14 protein-coding genes are annotated in these 16,233 nt (G+C 68.4%); 9 read left to right on the top strand and 5 right to left on the bottom strand.

Annotated elements, in window-relative coordinates:
- Position 1 precedes the first annotated feature (1 nt).
- The 8 genes from ACWF4Z_RS14240 to ACWF4Z_RS14275 are packed head-to-tail and all read left to right on the top strand — an operon-like array spanning position 2 to position 7,938.
- Positions 2-1,249: a M20 metallopeptidase family protein gene (locus ACWF4Z_RS14240; protein WP_452243446.1), complete on the top strand. Its 1,248-nt coding sequence runs from the start codon at positions 2-4 to the stop codon at positions 1,247-1,249.
- Positions 1,246-2,931 carry an ABC transporter substrate-binding protein gene (locus ACWF4Z_RS14245; protein ID WP_452243447.1) on the top strand — a complete coding sequence of 562 codons (1,686 nt, stop codon included), beginning with the start codon at positions 1,246-1,248 and terminating at the stop codon, positions 2,929-2,931. Before ACWF4Z_RS14240 ends, ACWF4Z_RS14245 begins: the two co-directional genes overlap by 4 nt.
- Positions 2,928-3,623, top strand: coding sequence for a cysteine hydrolase family protein (locus ACWF4Z_RS14250; protein WP_452243448.1), 696 nt, complete (start codon positions 2,928-2,930; stop codon positions 3,621-3,623). The genes ACWF4Z_RS14245 and ACWF4Z_RS14250 overlap by 4 nt, the downstream gene beginning before the upstream one ends.
- A gap of 5 nt (positions 3,624-3,628) precedes the next feature.
- Positions 3,629-4,864 carry an amidohydrolase family protein gene (locus ACWF4Z_RS14255; RefSeq protein ID WP_452243449.1) on the top strand — a complete coding sequence of 412 codons (1,236 nt, stop codon included), beginning with the start codon at positions 3,629-3,631 and terminating at the stop codon, positions 4,862-4,864.
- Positions 4,865-4,911: 47 nt separating this feature from the next.
- On the top strand, positions 4,912-5,652 hold the full coding sequence (locus ACWF4Z_RS14260) for an amidohydrolase family protein (RefSeq protein WP_452243450.1): 741 nt from the start codon (positions 4,912-4,914) through the stop codon (positions 5,650-5,652).
- Positions 5,649-6,401 carry an amidohydrolase family protein gene (locus ACWF4Z_RS14265; RefSeq protein ID WP_452243451.1) on the top strand — a complete coding sequence of 251 codons (753 nt, stop codon included), beginning with the start codon at positions 5,649-5,651 and terminating at the stop codon, positions 6,399-6,401. The genes ACWF4Z_RS14260 and ACWF4Z_RS14265 overlap by 4 nt, the downstream gene beginning before the upstream one ends.
- Positions 6,398-7,186, top strand: coding sequence for an SDR family oxidoreductase (locus ACWF4Z_RS14270; protein ID WP_452243452.1), 789 nt, complete (start codon positions 6,398-6,400; stop codon positions 7,184-7,186). Before ACWF4Z_RS14265 ends, ACWF4Z_RS14270 begins: the two co-directional genes overlap by 4 nt.
- Positions 7,183-7,938, top strand: a complete 756-nt coding sequence (locus ACWF4Z_RS14275; protein ID WP_452243453.1) for an SDR family oxidoreductase — start codon at positions 7,183-7,185, stop codon at positions 7,936-7,938. Before ACWF4Z_RS14270 ends, ACWF4Z_RS14275 begins: the two co-directional genes overlap by 4 nt.
- Here the strand turns inward: ACWF4Z_RS14275 and hemA are convergent.
- The 4 genes from hemA to ACWF4Z_RS14295 all read right to left on the bottom strand — a co-directional run bounded on the left by hemA (position 7,890) and on the right by ACWF4Z_RS14295 (position 13,469).
- Positions 7,890-9,212 (bottom strand): glutamyl-tRNA reductase, encoded by a 1,323-nt coding sequence (gene hemA / locus ACWF4Z_RS14280; protein WP_452243454.1) that lies wholly within the window; start codon positions 9,210-9,212, stop codon positions 7,890-7,892. The two genes, ACWF4Z_RS14275 and hemA, sit on opposite strands and share 49 nt — an antisense overlap.
- A gap of 88 nt (positions 9,213-9,300) precedes the next feature.
- Positions 9,301-10,761, bottom strand: a complete 1,461-nt coding sequence (locus tag ACWF4Z_RS14285) for a catalase (protein ID WP_452243455.1) — start codon at positions 10,759-10,761, stop codon at positions 9,301-9,303.
- A 43-nt stretch (positions 10,762-10,804) separates the two neighbouring features.
- Entirely contained in the window at positions 10,805-11,425 is a 621-nt protein-coding gene (locus tag ACWF4Z_RS14290) for an MIP/aquaporin family protein (RefSeq protein ID WP_452243456.1), read from the bottom strand.
- A 205-nt stretch (positions 11,426-11,630) separates the two neighbouring features.
- The gene (locus ACWF4Z_RS14295; protein WP_452243457.1) at positions 11,631-13,469 is read right to left on the bottom strand and encodes a sigma-54-dependent Fis family transcriptional regulator; all 1,839 of its coding nucleotides are present in this window, start codon (positions 13,467-13,469) and stop codon (positions 11,631-11,633) included.
- Between the two features lie 158 nt (positions 13,470-13,627).
- On the opposite strand from ACWF4Z_RS14295, the gene ACWF4Z_RS14300 reads away from it, so the two are divergent.
- Positions 13,628-14,197, top strand: a complete 570-nt coding sequence (locus ACWF4Z_RS14300) for a hypothetical protein (protein ID WP_452243458.1) — start codon at positions 13,628-13,630, stop codon at positions 14,195-14,197.
- A 35-nt stretch (positions 14,198-14,232) separates the two neighbouring features.
- Here ACWF4Z_RS14300 and ACWF4Z_RS14305 read toward each other — a convergent pair whose 3' ends face one another.
- On the bottom strand, positions 14,233-16,227 hold the full coding sequence (locus ACWF4Z_RS14305) for a sensor histidine kinase (protein WP_452243459.1): 1,995 nt from the start codon (positions 16,225-16,227) through the stop codon (positions 14,233-14,235).
- Positions 16,228-16,233: the final 6 nt, after the last annotated feature.

The following is a 16,233-nucleotide window of genomic DNA, read 5'->3' on the forward strand; positions in this document are numbered from 1 at the left end:
CATGACGATCAGCGGCACCCTCGGTTCCGACGTCGCCGAGCTGGGCCCGGAGCTGACCCAGCTCCGGCACCAACTGCACCGGCGTCCGGAGATCGGGCTGCAGCTGCCGATGACCCAGGAGACGCTGCTCGAGGCGCTCGGGGACCTCGGTCTCGAGATCACACCCGGCAAGACCATCACGTCGATCACCGGCGTCCTGCGCGGCGGTCGCAGTACCGGCACCGCGGTGCTGCTGCGGGCCGACATGGACGCGCTGCCGGTGCAGGAGCGCAGCGGCGAACCGTTCAGCAGCGAGATCGACGGAGCCATGCACGCCTGCGGTCACGACCTGCACATGGCGATGCTCGTCGGCGCCGCCCGGCTGCTCGCCGAACAGCGCGACTCGCTCGCCGGCGACATCGTGTTCATGTTCCAGCCCGGCGAGGAGGGGTACGACGGCGCCGGCACGATGATCGGCGAGGGTGTCCTGACCGCGGCCGGCCCGACTGTGAGCGCGGCGTACGGCATGCACGTGCGGTCGAACAAGACACCCAACGGTGTGTTCACCACGCGCGGCAACACGATGATGTCGTCGAGCAGCAAGCTCAAGGTGACGGTCCGCGGCCGCGGCGGGCATGGCTCGTCGCCGCACTCGGCCCGCGATCCGATCGCAGCCGCGGCCGAGATGATCACCGCGCTGCAGACGATGGTGACCCGGCGGTTCGACGTGTTCGACCCGGTCGTCGTCACGGTCGGAACGGTCTCGGGTGGTACGGCGGCCAACATCATCCCCGACACCGCGGAGTTCCAGGCGACGGTCCGGACGTTCTCGGCCGCCACCGGCGACGCGATCGGCGGGCTGGCGACCGCGGTGTGCGAGGGCGTTGCCCAGGTGCACGGGCTCGACGTCGACGTCGAGCTTGTGCGCGAATACCCGGCGACCGTCAACGATCCACGCCACGCGGCTTTCGTCGCGGACGTCGTCGCCGACGTGTTCGGCCCGGATCAGTTCGTTGCGATGGAGTTCCCGGAGCCCGGCTCCGAGGACTTCTCCCGGGTGCTGGCCGCCGTCCCCGGCAGCTACCTGATGCTCGGCGCCTCGATGACCGAGGACCTGGTGAACGCGCCCAGCAACCACAGTCCGTTGGCGCGGTTCGACGACGCCGTGCTGACTCGGGGCGCACTGCTCCACGCCGAGCTGGCCGTCCGGTCGCTCGAGCGGCTCGGAGCGCAAACAGCAGATCAGGAAAGTAGAAGGAGTCACTCGTGAGCCTCGAACCAACTGTCCCACTCGCGAACGCTGTCCCACCCTTGAACCAGCGAGCACTGTTCAGCCGTCGCAGCCTGCTGAAGGCGGGGGCGGCCGGCCTGGTCGCGCTCGGCGGAAGCTCGGTGCTGGCGGCCTGCCAGGGCAATGCATCCGGCGCCGGATCGGGCGCGAAGACCACCAACCTGACGGTCGGCATCTACCAGGAGCCGGACTCGCTCGACCCGGCCGCCACCGGGCTGGCGATGGTGTCGATGATCATCTCGCACATCTACGACCCGCTGGTCTGGTGGTTGCCGGACAGCTCGGGCAAGAACGTCTTCCACCCGGGCCTGGCCAAGAGCTACCAGGTTTCGAAGGACGCGATGACGTACACGTTCACGCTGCGCGAGGACGTCGACTTCCACGACGGCACGCACTTCGACGCGAACGCGGTCAAGGCGACGTTCGATCACATCGCCGACCCCGCGACCAAGTCCCGCTCGGCCCGGGGCGCGCTGGGTCCGTACCAGGAGACCGTGGTCGTGGACCAGTACACGGCGAAGGTGGTCTTCAGCCAACCGAACGCGGCCTTCGAGCACGAGATGACCGGCATCATCTTCGGCATCCAGTCGCCGGCCGCGCTGAAGAAGTACGGCACCGACATCGCCTCCCACCCGACCGGGACCGGCCCGTTCACGTTCGTCGACTACGTAGCCCAGGACCACGTCGGGTTGGCGAAGAACCCGAAGTACGCGTGGGGTCCCGAGGCCTTCGGCCCGGCCGGTGCCCCGAAGCTGGAGAAGCTGAGCTTCAAGATCCTGCTCGACACCAACGCCCGCTACAACGCGCTGCGCGCCGGCCAGGTCCAGATGGCGATGAACCTCGACCCCGACACGATCGCCACGATCAAGAAGACCGCGCAGTTCAAGCACTACGACATGCCGTCGACCGGCCAGCCGTACGGCTTCCCGATCAACGTCGAGAAGGGTCCGACGAACGACCTCAAGGTCCGCCAGGCCATCCTCTACGCGGTCGACCAGAAGAAGCTGAACGAGACCGTACTGCGGGGTGCGTTCACACCGGCGTACAACGTGCTGACTCCGAGCACCCCGGGCTATGTGAAGGCCAACGACACCATGTACGCCTATAACCCGGCCAAGGCGAAGAGCCTGCTGGAAGAGGCGGGCTGGGTGGCCGGCCCGGATGGTACCCGGACCAAGGGCGGCCAAAAGCTGTCCCTGGACATCCTGATCCAGAGTGCGAACGGGTTCGACCTGCCCACCCAGTACGTCGTGAACGCGCTCAAGGAGGTCGGTTTCACCTCGACCACCAAGTCGCAGCCGTTCACCACCGCGGCCGCGTCGTACAACCAGGGCGTCCAGAACCTGTCCGCGATCTTCTACTACGACGTCGATCCGTTCCTGCTGAACAACCTCGTCAACAGCAACCAGATCAAGGCGGGCTTCAACTGGGCGCACTACAGCAACCCCGCGATCGACGCCGCCATCCCGAAGGCGAACGCCGTCGTCGACGCGGCCGCGCGGACCGCGGCGTACGAGAAGATCACCACCACGTTGATGGACGACGCGATCTTCCTGCCGCTGTGGAACGTCAGCGGTGTGTACTCCGGTACGGCGAACCTCGCCGGCCTGCACTTCGGTCCGACCGGGTACTCCTACTACCACACGGCGTCGTTCCAGTGATCGAGATCGCCGGCAAGCAGGTCCTCACGGAACTGCCCGAGCTGGTGGATCCGTCCCGGGCCGCGCTGGTGATCATCGACATGCAACGGGACTTCGTCGAGCCGGGTTTCGCGTTCGACCGGCTCGGTCTGGACCTGTCGATGTATCCGCCGGTGCGGGCCAGGATCGCGGCGCTGCTGGGGGCAGCGCGTTCGGCCGGGGTGCTGGTCGTGCATGTGCAGATGACGTCCTTGCCCGACGGGATGAGCGAGTCGCCCGCGCAACTGAGGTTCAACCTCCGCCTGCAACGGCAGGGCGACATCACCGGCGGCCGGTTCCGCTTCACCGAGTACGGCGATGCCGGTCATGACGTCGTCGCCGAACTCGCTCCACTGCCCGGCGAGCTCGTCGTACCGAAGTGGCGGTCGAGTGGGTTCTGGGGCACCAGCCTCGACCTGCTGCTGCGCAGCAACGGCATCGAGACCGTCGTGGTCACCGGGTGTACGACGGAGGGCTGCGTCGAGTCGACCGCACGCGACGCACTGTTCAACGACTACTACGCGGTCATCGTCGAGGACTGCGTCGGCAGCGACGACCCGGCCCAGCACGACGCGTCGATGCTGCTGATGCGGCATCGCTTCGACCTCGCGCCCGCGGGCGACATCGAATCCGCATGGAAGGTTGCCGTGGGCAACAGGAAGGCGAGTGCATGAGCCCGATGGCTGATCTGATCCTGAGGAACGGGATCGCCCTGACCGGCGAGGAGTTGAGGGCGGAGCCGTTCGGATCGCTGGTGGTGCGCGACGGTGTGATCACCGAGCTGACCGCCGAGCAGGTGCCGGCGGACGGGACCACGGAGGTCGAGCTGCATGGCGCCTTCGTGCTGCCCGGGCTGATCGACTGTCACGTCCACTTCGACCTCGCCGCCCATCCGGCGCCGTACCTGCACTGGGACCGTACGCCGTTCGTCCGCTCGATGACCTGTTTCCACAACGGGTTGCTGGCGCTTCGGGCCGGCATCACGTCGGTCCGCGATCTCGGCTCGGCCGACCGGATGACTTTGCACTACGCCGCGCAGGTGAACTCGGGTGAGCTGCTCGGCCCGCGCGTCGTCGCGGCGGGCCGGCCGATCACGATGACCGGCGGGCACTGCGCGGACTACGGACGGATCGCCGATGGGCCGGACGAGGTGCGGCTGGCTGTCCGCGAACAGCTGGCAGCCGGTGCCGGCGTGGTGAAGCTGATGGCGACGGGCGGGATCTCGACGCCCGGCAACCCGGGCGTACCGCAGCTCGGGATCCCGGAGCTCGCGGCCGGTATCGAGGAGGCCCACAAGGCGGGCGTCCTGGTCGCTGCCCATGCCCACGCGCCGCAGGGCATCACGAACGCGATCGCGGCCGGCGTCGACACCATCGAGCACGCCGCGTTCGCCGACGACGACAACCACCAGCAGATGATCGACTCCGGGGTGACGTTGGTGCCGACCGTGACCGCGCTGAACCCGATCGCCGAGGGGATCGGTATCCCGGCCGCCACGGTCGCGAAGAGTTTGAAGGCCCGCGAGATCTATCAGGCGAGTACCGCCAAGGCGATCGCGGCCGGTGTCACGATCGCGGCGGGCACAGATGCCGGTACGGCGCTCAACCCGATCGGTGGTCTGCTCGACGAGCTGATCATGTACGCCGACCGCGGCATGAGCGCGACCGAAGCGCTGCGCGCCGCCACGGTGACCGCCGGAACGCTGGTTCGCCGTGTCGGCGAGGACGCCCCGGTCGGCATCTTGAGTATCGGGGCCCGGGCTGATCTGGTGATGGTCGAGCAGGATCCGCGGCAGGGTCTGGCGGTCCTTCGCCGCCCGATCGGAGTCGTGGCCGGCGGCCGTCCGGTCGACCTCACCTGGGTCGAGCGCACCCTCGCAGAGGTCGAGCCGGTGCTCGCCGAGGCCCGAGCCTGACCACGACGAAGCCTGACCGGGACCTAGACGATGAAGGAGGACTGCAGATGATCTTCGACATGCACATGCACATCGAGGAGGGGACCTCGCTGGGCTGGCAGATGTCGGCCGAGGACTGTATCCGGGCGATGGACGAGGCCGGGGTCGAGCGGTCGGCAGTGATGACGCTGACCGACCTGCCGGGCCTCAACCCCCGCGGGCTGGAGCTGATCGCCGAGGCGTGCAACAGCTTCCCCGACCGGCTCTACGGGTTCGTCCGGCTCAATCCGGCGTACCTGGAGACTTCGCGGCAACTACTCAAGCGGGCCATCACCGAGCTCGGCTTCAAGGGTCTCAAGCTGCACCCGGTGTCGACGCTGCAGCACCCCGGCGGTGCGGCGACGATCAACCTCATTCGGTACGCCGGGGAGCTCGGCGTACCGACGCTGTTCCACTGCGGCGACGAGCCGTTGAGTACGCCGCTCTCGATCGCGCAAGCGGCGGCCGCGTGTCCCGATGCGGTCATCATCCTGGGCCACATGGGCGGCTACTTCCATGTCGACGAGGCGCTCGAGGTGGCCGAACGGTTCCCGAACGTCATCCTGGAGACCTCTGCGATGCCCTACCCGGACAAGATCCTCACCGCGGTCGAGCGGATCGGCGCCGAGCGCGTCGTCTTCGGCAGCGACGGACCAGTCAGCTCCCCCGCACTCGAACGGCAGAAGGTCGTCATCGCCGAACTGGGCGCGACGCACGCCGGGCTCGTGCTGGGCGGCAACGCCGAGAAGCTGCTGGGGCTGGCGGCATGAGCACTGTCGATGGACTTGTCTATCTCGGCACGTCCCACTTCGGTTATGGGCAGGACGCCGCCACGGCGTTGGCGGGAATGGATGCCATTGGCACCGATGTGGCTGTCGCAGTTCCGATGCACCCTCATCGTGGTGGCCTCCCGTCGGCGAACGACGTACTGATGGCCGCCGCCACGGCGTCCGGCGGCCGGTTGATTCCGCTCTGCCGGGTCGATCCGTGGGAGGGCGACGATGCGGTCGCCGAGCTGCGCCGCGCGGTGGCAGCTGGTGCTCGTGGGCTCTTCCTGCATCCGTCGGAGGAACATTTCCGGATCAACGACGGACCGCTGGTCCGCCCGATCGTGGAATGCGCCGCAGAGTTGGCGGTTCCGGTGATGGTTGCCGCCGGCTTCCATCTGTTCGCCGAGCCGCTGCAGCTGGCCGCGGCCGCGGCCTGGACCCCGGCGAATCCGTTCGTGCTGACCAACGGCGGTCAGTTCAACATCTCCGGGCTGTCCGGGTTCGACGCGGAGCTCGCACTCGCGAACGACAACGTCCATGTGCAGACCAGTGCGATGTACCGCGAGGACTTCCTGGAGGGCGTGGTGGCCAAGTTCGGACCGGAGCGGCTGCTGTTCGCCACCGCCGCTCCCCTGTTCACGATGAGGTACGAGCGCCTGCGGGTCGACCTGGCCCACTTCGGCGACGCCGAGCGCGAGCTCATCCTCGGCGGCAACTCGGCCCGGATCTTCAGTGGGGTGAGCGCGTGACCGCGGAACCGATCAGGTCGTCCGGCGTACCGATCGCCGCGCTCGACGGACTGACCGCACTGGTAACCGGTGCTGCGAGCGGCATCGGCGCTGCGATCGCGATGGCGTACGCCGAAGCCGGAGCGCGGCTGTGCCTGGCCGACCGGACCGGTGGACCGAGGCTCGACGCCGTCCGGGACCTGTGTGTTGCCTTCGGCAACGAAGTGGTGACGGTCGAAGCCGACGTGTCGAGCGAGCCCGACGTCGAGCGAATGTTCGGTGAGGCGCGGGATGCGCTCGGCGCCGTGGACGTGGTGGTGAACAACGCCGGCATCCTGACCGAGTCGCCGGTGCTCGACATGCAGACGGCGCTATTTGACGAGATGATCGCCGTCAACCTGCGCAGCGTCTTCCTGTGTTCGCGGGCCGCACTGCCGCCGATGCTCGAAGCCGGCTTCGGCCGGATCATCAACATCGCGTCGCAGGTCGGTCAGCGTGGCGGGGCCGGGCTCGCGCACTACGCGGCCGCGAAAGCCGGCGTGATCGGCTTCACCAAGTCGCTGGCGCGCGAGGTGGGTGGCACCGGGGTCACGGCGAACTGCATCGCTCCCGGCCCGATCAACACCCCACTCGGCGGCACTTTGTCCGACGAGTGGATCCGCACACTGATGGCTGAACTGCCGTTGAAGCGGTCCGGCGAACCCTTCGAGGTCGCACCGACAGCCGTCCTGCTGGCCAGCGAACCGGGTGGCAACCTCTACACCGGGCAGACCCTCGGCCCGAACAGCGGACACGTGATGCTGTGACCGCCCTACTCGTCACCGGAGCGGCCAGCGGTATCGGCCGCGCGACAGCACTCGTCGCGGCAACGACCGGTTGCGCGGTTGCGGTCGGTACCTTCGACGGCGATCCGTACGATGCCGAGGCCGTGGTGGCCGAGATCACCGCCGCTGGTGGCCGGGCCTTCGCCGTACCGGCCGATGTGCGTGACTCCGACGCGATGGTTGCGGCTGTGGATGCGACGGTGGCGCGGTTCGGACGGCTCGACGCGGTGGTGGCCAATGCGGGTGTGCTCACGTTGGCGCCACTCGAGGTGCTCCAGGACGACGACTGGCTGCGGATACTCGACATCGACCTGACCGGCGTGATGCGGACGGTCCGGGCCGCCGTACCGAAGCTGTCTCCGCAGGGCGCGATCGTGGTGGTGTCGAGTATCGCGGGTGCGGCGGTCGGGTGGGCCGGTCATACGCCGTACACCTCGGCCAAGGCTGGTCTGATCGGGTTCGTCCGCAGCGCGGCCCTCGAGCTCGGACCACGCGGGCTGCGGATCAACGCCGTCCTGCCCGGGGTGATCGAGTCACCCCAGTCACTCGATCCGGTCAACTCTGGCGGCCCGGCCGGGCTGGAACGGTCGGCTCAGGCCATTCCGCTCGGCCGGGTCGGCCAGCCGGCCGACATTGCCGACGCCGTCCTCTTCCTCCTGTCCGACGCGGCCGCCTACATCACCGGTCAGTCGCTCACCATCGACGGCGGCCTCACCGCAGCCTGGCCAAGCTGAGCAGTGTCTGCAGGTGTGCTGAGGTCGAAGAGCTGGCTGAGTGCGTCGAGATAGGCAGGCCCGTCAGGACCGGCGGAGAACTCCCTTGCCCGCACGGACGGCCGGTGCAGGATCTTGCGGAGAATGCGGTGCACAGTCGCGGCCGTCTCGGCGCGTTGCTGGTCGGTGAGGTCTGGCAGCCGGTCGTTCAGGCGGGTCAGTTCGGCGTCCGCGAGTTGTCTCAGTTGCGTGTGCATCGCGGCGATGACGGGCGCCGCGGCCGCTTGTTCCTCCCGGTCCAGGTACGCGCGGAGCTCCGCAGCGACGATGGCCCGGACCTGCGGGACCTGGTCCGGAATCTCTCGGTCGGCGAGGTGACGGCCGAGTGCAGTCAGGTCGACGAGCGTCACCCCGGCCAAGGACCCGACAGCGGGATCCACGTCCGGCGGCAACCCCAGGTCGAGCACGAACAGCGGCCGATCGCCGACGTGCGCCCGGGCCGCCCGCACCTGCTCGACAGGTACGACGGGAACGGCTGCCCCGGTTGCCGTGACGAAGATGTCTGCCTCCGCAAGCTTCGCTGGTACGTCGCTCACCCGCAGCGCAATGCCATCCACCAACGCGGCGACCTCGCCGGCGCGGGTCTCCCTACGGCTGGCCACGGACAGGTGCCTGACGCCGGCCTCGTGGAGCAGTCGGATCGCGAGCCTGCCGATGCTGCCAGTCCCGAGCACGACCGCATCGCGGCCGGCGAGCCCGCCCAGCTGTACGGCGGCGACCTCCAAGCCGGCCCGCGCGAGCGAGATGCCTTCGGTGCTGATCGTGGTCTGCGTACGGGCCTGTTTACTGGCCCGCAGTGCGGCGTCGATCAACCGGGTCGTGGCCTGGCCGGCAGTTCCCGCCGCCGTGGCTGCGCGGGCCGCGGCCTTGAGCTGAGCGACGATCTGGTCCTCGCCGACAGCCATCGAATCCAGCCCGCACGCCACCGAGAACAGGTGCTCGGCAGCCGCACCGCCCACTCGGATCCGGGCTGTCCGCATCACCTCCCCGACCTCTAGCCGCCCGTGGTCGGCCAGCAGGTCTGCCACGACCTGCGTCACGTGGTCGACCGGGCCGTGGACAGCCGAATAGACCTCGACCCGGTTGCAGGTCGACAGTACGACGACCTCGTCGATGCTCGGCGCAGCGTGCAGGCCGAGTAGCACACCACGCCGTTGCGAGGCCGGGACGGCAAGCTTCTCGAGTACCTCGACCGGAGTGGTCCGGTGGGACAGGCTCAGACTGACAATCGTCATCGCAGTAACCGTTCGGCTGTGGAGATTCGGGTCGGGTGACGGTGGGGCCTGGCCCTCCTGATGCCAGGCCCCACGGGCGATCCGCGGATCAGGACTGTCCGGCGCGGACACCCTTCTCGACCAGCTGGCCGAGATCCGAGTCGACGTTGCGCCAGTACTCGAAGGCACGCACCAGCACCGGCTCGGTGACGCCGTCGAGCAGGTGGCCGACGATGTTCGAGACCAGCCGTTCGCGGGCCGCGTCGTCCATCACCTCGCGGACCAAGGTGCCCGCCTGACCCCAGTCGTCGTCCTCGGCATGCAGGGTCTGGGCGGCGTGCACCATCTCACCGTCGGTGTACCAGCCGGCCGGTTCGCCGTACCGCTCGGTGTCGGCCCGCGGGCCGCCCTTGGAGTTGGGTGAGTACACCGGGTCGGTGGCGTTGTGGTACCGCATGTGGCCGGCCGTGCTGTAGTTGTTCACGGGCGCCTTGGGAGCGTTGACCGGCAACTGGTTGTAGTTCACCCCGATGCGGGCGCGGTGCGCGTCCGGGTAGGAGAACATCCGGCCCAGCAGCATCTTGTCCGGGCTCGGCCCGATCCCCGGCACCATGTTGCTGGGCTCGACGGCCAACTGCTCGATCTCGGAGTGATAGTCGGCCGGGTTGCGGTCCAACGTCATCTTTCCGACCTCGATCAGCGGGTAGTCGGCGTGCGGCCAGACCTTGGTCATGTCGAACGGGTTGAAGCGATAGTCCTTGGCGTCCTCGAACGGCATGATCTGAACCTTCAGCGTCCAGCTGGGGAAGTCCTCCCGCTTGATCGCCTCGTACAGATCCCGGACGTGGTAGTCGCTGTCCGTACCGGCCAGTGCGTCCGCCTCGGCCTGCGTCAGGCACTCGACACCCTGGTCGCTGATGAAGTGGTACTTCACCCAGTACTTCACGCCGTCGGAGTTGACCCACATGTAGGTGTGGCTGGAGTACCCGTTCATCTCCCGCCAGGAGCGGGGAATGCCCCGGTCTCCCATCAGCCAGGTCACCTGATGCGCAGACTCCGGGGACAGGGTCCAGAAGTCCCACTGCATGTCGTGGTCGCGCAGGTTGTTGTCGGCCCGGCGCTTCTGCGAACGAATGAAGTGCTGGAACTTGATCGGGTCGCGCAGGAAGAACACCGGGGTGTCGTTCCCGACCATGTCGTAGTTGCCCTCGGAGGTGTAGAACTTCAGCGCGAAGCCGCGGGGATCACGCCAGGTGTCAGGGCTGCCGTGCTCACCGGCCACGGTGGAGAACCTCGCCACCATGTCGGTCGTCGTCCCCGGCTGGAACAACGCTGCCTTGGTGTAGGCGCGAATATCGCCGGTGACCTCGAACTTGCCGAACGCGCCGCCGCCCTTGGCGTGCGGCTGGCGCTCCGGTACCCGCTCGCGGTTGAAGTTGGCCATCTGCTCGATGACGTAGTGGTCCTGAAGAAGGATCGGGCCGTCCGGGCCGACGGTGAGCGAGTGCTCATCGCTCTCGACCGGGATTCCGGCGTCGGTGGTCGTCGGCTTGGGCTGCGTGCTGGTCATACTCGTGTCTCCTCAGTGGATGGAAGGGTGAACTCGACCGGGATCATTTGTCGTCCGGGTTCAGTGCGCGGAAGACGAGGCCGGCCGCGATACCGGCGATGACCTGCACCACCAGATAGACCCAGATCGTCGACCAGGCGAACAGGCCGCCGATGGCTGCGCCGAGCGACACGGCCGGGTTGAACGCCGCGCCGGAGATCCCGCCGACGGCGAACGCTCCGGCCACGACGGTGAAACCGATCGCCAGACCGAAGAACGAATTGCCCGGCTGATCCTTGCTGGTGGCAACGTTCAGTACGACGTAGCACAGCGCGAAGGTGAACAACAGCTCCACGACCGCCGTCGCGCCGAGGGCACGACCCGACGGGTGCAGGGATATCACCCTCGCCGGGTCGACCACTGCTCGAGCCACCAGCCCGGCGACCACGCCGGCAACCAGCTGCACGATCCAGTACTGGACGGCGTCAGCCGGCCCGATCCGGCGACGCACCAGCGCCGCGATCGTGACGGCCGGGTTGAAGTGGCCGCCGGAGATGTGTCCGCCGGCGTAGACCATCACCATCAGCGCCGCACCGGCGGCCAGCGGAGTGAACGCACTGTGGCTCAACCCGCTGACAGCCACGGTGAATACCAGGAAGAACGCCCCGATCCCCTCGACGGTCATCTTCCGAATTGCGACCGCCCGATGGTGGGGCAGCGTTGCAGCTTCATGTTCGCCGATTACGACGGCAGCCATCTCTGTTTCCTCCTTGCGAGGAGTCCGATTTGCCAACGACTCCACGATTCCCCGCAGGCAGTTGCCGGCCCAACTCCGCCAGCGGCAATCCCACCTACCCGCTAGCAGGTAAGCAGGGCGGCAGGAACGGCGATCAGATGGTGGTGATGCCGTAGGTCTTGAGTTTGCGGTACAGGGACGAGCGAGCGATTCCGAGCGCCGCCGCGGCTTGGGAGCGGTTGCCGTCGGCATCGTGTAGGGCCTTGACGATCGCGTCTCGTTCGACCGCCTCGATCCCCGCCAGTTGCCGTCGTGCTGTGTTGTGGCAGTAGCCGGGCAGGTCTTCCGGCTGGAGTTCTCCGACCGGGCGTTTGAGCAGAGCAGAGCTGAGCGCCTGTTCGAGTTGATTGATGTTGCCTGGCCAGGAGTAGCGGGCAATAACGCGCATCGCGGCCGGACTCAGCCGGACGCCGCGTCGGTCAGCGACGTTGGCGAGCACTCGGGAGACCACGGCAGGCAGGTCCTCGGTCCGATGCCGTAGCGGGGGGACCGTCACGGCGTGCTGGAAGTGCACGAGCAAGTCCCGGAACGGCAGGTCGGAATCGAGATTGGCATCCGCGAGGGTGGCCGCCACGAAGACCGGCAGGTCACTGTCGGCCACAGCGAGCAGGAAAGTGTGCAGCCGCTCGACACCTTCGGTTGACAGGGTGTCGATGTTGCGCAGGATGTACAGCGTCGGAACGGTGGTCGCCGCGAGCGCATCCTCGGCCTCGTCGTAGCTGTCCCGGCTGATCTCCGCCGCGTCGATGGCGAGGCTCCGCCCACCGGGGGTGACCTGGTGGAAGATCTCCGCGACGAGTGAGAACTTTCCGGTCCCCCGCTCCCCCATCACCAGCAGGGCCTCGTGCCGGCTGAGTGCTGCGGTGATCCGCTCCCCCGCGCGCTTCCACAGCGGCGACCGCCCGTCGGTCACCGGGGACAGCGCGCCACGCGGGGCCGGGCCGCCGCTCGGTGCGCTCACCGTTGCGGTCGGCAACGAAAACGGCATCAAGGGTGCCTTAGGCAACGGTCGCGTGCCTTCGGAGACGAGCAGCACCTCCACGACCAGCCCGGCAACCTCACCGCCGACGAAGATCCGGACGCCGCGGATCCGTACCACCTTGCCGGTCGGAAGCTCGATCTGGTCGACCGGCTCGTCGCGGCCTGCCATCAGGTAGCGGGTGTGCTGCTGGATGGTCAGTTGCTCAGCGGGATCGAAGAGGGTCTGTGCCATCGTGTTGGCCATCACGACCGTGCCGCCGATCGCCATCACCGCGCCGTGGGTGCGACCGTCCGTTCGCACGAACATCTCGAACAACGCCTGCTGCTGCAGGCTGCGATCCGCCAGCAGGTTCTGCGCGATGTCATGGGCCGCGGCCCGCGCCAGCGTATGCATCAGCGGACTCGAATGCTCGGCCAGCGAGGTGAGGTCCAGGACGCCCTCGACCCGGCCGCTGATCGGATCGCGGATCGGGGCACCGGCGCAGGAGAACGGCTGCAACCGCTCGTGGAAGTGCTGTGGTCCGATGATGTGTACCGGCTGTCCGGACTCGAAGACCGTGCCGACGCCGTTGGTCCCGACGCCTCCTTCGGCATAGTCGAAGCCGGGCGCGAACGCCACCTTCTCCAGCCGTGCCCCGATGCTGCGATCGGTGTCCGTCCTGGTGAGGATTCGCGCGCGGGCGTCGGTCAGCGCGATGCTGAGCGGCAGGTCCGCGACCTCCTGACCGAGACGTTCGATCACCGGCTCCGCGCAGCGCACCAACCGCGAGGACAGGTCGAGGTCCGCGTGGTACTGCGCCTCCACGGTCGCCGCGTTCACCCCGGCCGAGTACGAACGGCGCCAGGACGCCTCCACCAGGTCGGGCACCACCCCGGCGACCGTGTCCCCCGAGGTCAGGAAGGCGATCCGGGCGGCCGCGACCCGCCTGCCGGCGGCGGTTTCCTCCTTCACCCTTCGATCATCTCCCTGGGTGGAGGCTCTGCAAAGCCCGTCCGGAAGCTACTGGCGGGCCGGCCTGCGCCTGCAAGTGTCCGAATGTGAGACACCCTGTCCCGCGCGAATCCCGCCACAGTGGTCTCAACCACATTTGGTGAGTCCGGGAGTCCATCATGCGCGGCGCCTTCGATGCAGACTGCACGCTCGTCGACCTCAGCACGATCTACACGGACCTGCTCGCGAACGACGAAGCGCTGCTCGCCCTCACGTCGTCGCGCACGCACGTCGGCTATGCCCTCAAGACGCTGCTGTCGGACTACGCCACGGCGGGCGCAGCGCTCGAGCTCGTCTCGGGCGTCGCCCGGACCGCGACGACGCCGCTGGTCCTGCAGGTACCGTCGCCGCTGCGCTGGCTGGCCCAGACCCACAAGCTGTGTGCTGGTGGCCGCGATACCGATATCTCGCCCGGTCTCGGCGAAAGCATGTCGTTGTACATCGCCGACTGGCTCCGCCGCTTCTCCTCGCTTCCGGTGACTCTGTTGTTGCTGGACTGCCGGCGCGCGGACCTGCCCGGGCTGGCTCCCGACGATGTGACGGCGTACGCCCCGATCCTCGACGTCGCCTACCACTACCGCTGGCCGGTCGCGCAGCGAAACGACTCCACGGTCGACGTTGCCGGTACCAACCTCAACGGGGTCGTGGTGCCGCCGGCCTCCCGGTGTCTTCACGAGTTGCGAACCTGAGCTGACAGCACCTACCACGACTGCCGCCAAGGGTCTCAGCGGCTCTCGTCGTCCGGGCGCACGATCGGGAAGGAGACCTCGATCGTCGTGCCTTGGCCGACGGGGCTGGTCAGATCCATCGAACCGCCCAGGGCCTCGACCCGGTCGCGGACGCCCACCAGGCCCGACCCCCGGTGTGGATCCGCCCCGCCGACGCCATCGTCGTGGATGCGCAGCCGGACCGTGTCGGCTCGCTCCGCCAGCGTGACCTCGACGATGGCGGCCTGCGCATACTTGCTCGCGTTGGTGAGCGCCTCGGACAGGACGTAGTACGTGGCTACCTCCAGCGGCGTGGAGTAGCGCGACTCGGTCTCGACCTTCAACTCCACCTGGACGGCTGAGCGTCGGGCCAGCGTCCGCAGTGCGGGACCAAGGCCACCTTCGGCGAGGATCGCGGGGTGCAGGCCACGGGAGATCTCGCGCAGCTCGTCCACCACCTCGTTGAGCACCTCGGCGCTCTGGCCGAGATCGGCCCTGAGCGCCGGTAGCTCGGAGGGCACCGTGGTCGCGGCCAGCCGGAGTTCGAGCGCCAGCGACACCAGCCGCTGTTGCGCTCCGTCGTGCAGATTCCGCTCCAGCCTGCGCCGCATCTCGTCGCCGGCCGCGACCACCCGCCCACGGGACGCGACCAGCTGCGCCCGGCTCTCGGCGTTCGCGATCGCGGTCGCGGCGATCTCGGTGAACTCGACCACCCTCGGCTCGGTAGCCGCCGCGAACGGGCTCCCCCGCGAGGCGACGGTGATACCGCCCCAGCACCGGCCCTCGACGATGATCGGGCTCGCCACCGCCGACCGCACGCCCCAGCCGCTGACAAGCTCGGCGCCACGCTCGAGCTGTTCCACATCGACGTCGTAGCGTGCCGACCTGCCGGTTGCCTGCACCGAAGCGATGGCCGATGGCACCTCCATCACCATCCGGGCGCCGACCCGGGTGCGATCCCCGCTCAGGCCGCGGCTGCCCATCATCGTCGCCGAGCCGTCGGACTCGAAGCGGAGGATGCCGGTGATATCGGCGCCGGTCAGCTGGCTCAGCTCCTGCGCCACCGCGTCGAAGACCAGCTCGGAACGGACCCCACCGGCGACCAGGGTCGCCACCCGGCGCAGGGCGGCCTGCTCGTCAGCCATCCGGCGAAGCTCAGCCTGTGATTCGGCGTTCTCGACCGCGGTGGCGACGAGCTCGGTGAAGCTGGCGATCTGTACCTCCGTGTTCACCGGGAAGGGCGCGTCACGCCTCGTCGACGCAGCGATCACTCCCCACAACCGTCCGGCCACGACCACCGGGCAACCGACCGACGACCGGATGCCCTGTGCACGCGCCTCGAGGGCGATATCGCCCGATGCGCCGGCGAAACCGTCGAGCCGGACCGGACCACCGGTACGCCGGACGTCACGGGCCACGCTCAGGCCGCCGAGCTCGAACGTCGTCCCGACCGCAAGCCGGCCCTCTCCCCTGGTCCAGGCGGCGATCCCGGTCACCGTCCCGTCTGCTTCGTAGCGTTCCATCCGCGCGAGGTCGGCATCGCAGAGCAGACCGACCTCCCGGGTCACGGCCTCGAAAACCTCCGCCGGCCGGACCGACTGGGCCACCAACGTCGCCACCCGTCGCAGGGCCGACTGCTCTTTCGACAGGCGCGCCGACTCCAGCGCGGATCGACGCGATCGTGCGGCGAGCTCGGCGACGACGATCGCCGTCACCAGGAACACCGCCAGCACCACGACGTTGCGCGAGTCGGCGATCAGGACCGAGGCGTCCGGCGACAGGACCAGGGCGAAGACCGTGATGCTGACGACCGACATCACCGCCGCCAGCCGGGCTCCCCACAGGATCGCGATCGGCAGCACCGCGAGCAGGTAGAGAACGAGCAGATTCAGCGCGGGAACGTGTGACTTGAGCAGCGCGATGATCCCCGTCACCGCGGCCACCATCGCCACGCTGCCGAGCACCCTGCCCGACCAGCGAACAACGGCCGGATCCCACCGGCTCCGTGTCATGTCACG

It is taken from the genome of Kribbella sp. NPDC055071 (assembly GCF_053608045.1).